The organism is Paenibacillus xylanilyticus, assembly GCF_013359935.1.
GTDB lineage: Bacteria > Bacillota > Bacilli > Paenibacillales > Paenibacillaceae > Paenibacillus > Paenibacillus xylanilyticus.
The window spans coordinates 1-1,476 of sequence record NZ_JABMCB010000061.1; the positions used below are offsets into that span (position 1 = coordinate 1).

Consider the following 1,476-nt stretch of genomic DNA (forward strand, 5'->3'; position numbering starts at 1 on the left):
GCAGACGATGATGCAGATAACCAGAGCGGAGATAATCGCGGTGACTCTGCTCATACATCAATCTCTCTGACCGTTCCGCCCGCTTCTTTGAATTTTGCAATCAGGCTGTCAGCCTTATGCTCGAACTGACCATAACCAGCGCCCGGCAGTGAAGCCCAGATATTGCTGCAACGGTCGATTGCCTGACGGATATCACCACGATCAATCATAGGTAAAGCGCCACGCTCCTTAATCTGCTGCAATGCCACAGCGTCCTGACTTTTCGGAGAGAAGTCTTTCAGGCCAAGCTGCTTGCGGTAGGCATCCCACCAACGGGAAAGAAGCTGGTAGCGTCCGGCGCCTGTTGATTTGAGTTTTGGGTTTAGCGTGACAAGTTTGCGAGGGTGATCGGAGTAATCAGTAAATAGCTCTCCGCCTACAATGACGTCATAACCATGATTTCTGGTTTTCTGACGTCCGTTATCAGTTCCCTCCGACCACGCCAGCATATCGAGGAACGCCTTACGTTGATTATTGATTTCTACCATCTTCTACTCCGGCTTTTTTAGCAGCGAAGCGTTTGATAAGCGAACCAATCGAGTCAGTACCGATGTAGCCGATAAACACGCTCGTTATATAAGCGAGATTGCTACTTAGTCCGGCGAAGTCGAGAAGGTCACGAATGAACTAGGCGATAATGGCGCACATCGTTGCGTCGATTACTGTTTTTGTAAACGCACCGCCATTATATCTGCCGCGAAGGTACGCCATTGCAAACGCAAGGATTGCCCCGATGCCTTGTTCCTTTGCCGCGAGAATGGCGGCCAACAGGTCATGTTTTTCTGGCATCTTCATGTCTTACCCCCAATAAGGGGATTTGCTCTATTTAATTAGGAATAAGGTCGATTACTGATAGAACAAATCCAGGCTACTGTGTTTAGTAATCAGATTTGTTCGTGACCGATATGCACGGGCAAAACGGCAGGAGGTTGTTAGCGCGACCTCCTGCCACCCGCTTTCACGAAGGTCATGTGTAAAAGGCCGCAGCGTAACTATTACTAATGAATTCAGGACAGACAGTGGCTACGGCTCAGTTTGGGTTGTGCTGTTGCTGGGCGGCGATGACGCCTGTACGCATTTGGTGATCCGGTTCTGCTTCCGGTATTCGCTTAATTCAGCACAACGGAAAGAGCACTGGCTAACCAGGCTCGCCGACTCTTCACGATTATCGACTCAATGCTCTTACCTGTTGTGCAGATATAAAAAATCCCGAAACCGTTATGCAGGCTCTAACTATTACCTGCGAACTGTTTCGGGATTGCATTTTGCAGACCTCTCTGCCTGCGATGGTTGGAGTTCCAGACGATACGTCGAAGTGACCAACTAGGCGGAATCGGTAGTAAGCGCCGCCTCTTTTCATCTCACTACCACAACGAGCGAATTAACCCATCGTTGAGTCAAATTTACCCAATTTTATTCAATAAGTCAATATCATGC

General features: G+C 48.8%; 1 protein-coding gene and 1 pseudogene. Both read right to left on the reverse strand.

Annotated features, from left to right (window positions below; genetic code table 11):
- Positions 1-50 precede the first annotated feature (50 nt).
- Positions 51-527, reverse strand: a complete 477-nt coding sequence (locus HP552_RS00420) for a glycoside hydrolase family 24 protein (RefSeq protein WP_000229403.1) — start codon at positions 525-527, stop codon at positions 51-53.
- Positions 511-834: pseudogene (locus HP552_RS34750) on the reverse strand (phage holin, lambda family). Before HP552_RS34750 ends, HP552_RS00420 begins: the two are co-directional and overlap by 17 nt.
- Between the last annotated feature and the right edge of the window lie 642 nt (positions 835-1,476).

Coding starts and splice junctions, on each gene's coding strand:
- HP552_RS00420 (WP_000229403.1), bottom strand. CDS start 527: ATGGTAGAAATCAATAATCAACGTAAGGCGTTCCTCGATATGCTGGCG.